The organism is Mycobacterium sp. 94-17 (assembly GCF_035617725.1).
Taxonomy (GTDB): Bacteria; Actinomycetota; Actinomycetes; order Mycobacteriales; family Mycobacteriaceae; genus Mycobacterium.
Genome location: NZ_JAPIYN010000079.1, coordinates 1 through 593 on the forward strand (window position 1 = coordinate 1; position 593 = coordinate 593).

A 593-nucleotide genomic window follows, 5' to 3' on the forward strand; every position below is an offset into this window, starting at 1 on the left:
TGCCGGCGGACTGGACCTTCTGTCCGTGGGCGTTGGCCTGCTCGTAGATGACCTGGAAGTTGCGACCCAACTGGGTGATGAACTCCTGGCAGGCCACCGAACCCGAACCACCCCAGAAGTCGCCGGCAGCAAGCACATCGCGAACGATGGCCTGGTGCTCTTGCTCCAGGGAAGCGGCCTGGGCGCGGATCAACGCGCCGTGGGCGTCGACATCGCCGAACTGGTAGTTAATGCTCATGTGGTTAGCTCCTTAAAAGTGTTGGGCGACAGCCGCTTCGAGTGCTAGCTGCCGAGGATCTGCTGCGAGGCCTGCTCTTGCTGCTCGTAGTTGTTCGCGTCGCGAATCAGTCCGTCGCGCACCCCGTGGAGCATGTTGACGATGTTGCGGAAGGCCTGGTTGACCTGGCCCATGGTGTCGTACGAGGTGGCCTGGGCCTGACCGCTCCAGCCCGAGCCGGCGATGTTCATCGACGACGACCACATCTTGCGGGCCTCGTCCTCAACGGTCTGGGCGTGCACCTCGAAGCGGCCCGCCATCGCCCGCATTTCGTGCGGGTCGGTCATAAAACGTGTTGCCATGTCGGCTGTCTCCT

General features: G+C 63.1%; 2 protein-coding genes. Both read right to left on the minus strand.

Annotated elements, in window-relative coordinates; translation table 11 throughout:
* The coding region (locus tag OQ789_RS25715; RefSeq protein ID WP_324689232.1) for a WXG100 family type VII secretion target at positions 1-238 on the minus strand (238 nt) is incomplete at its 3' end.
* A 44-nt stretch (positions 239-282) separates the two neighbouring features.
* Positions 283-579: a WXG100 family type VII secretion target gene (locus OQ789_RS25720; RefSeq protein ID WP_064881136.1), complete on the minus strand. Its 297-nt coding sequence runs from the start codon at positions 577-579 to the stop codon at positions 283-285.
* Between the last annotated feature and the right edge of the window lie 14 nt (positions 580-593).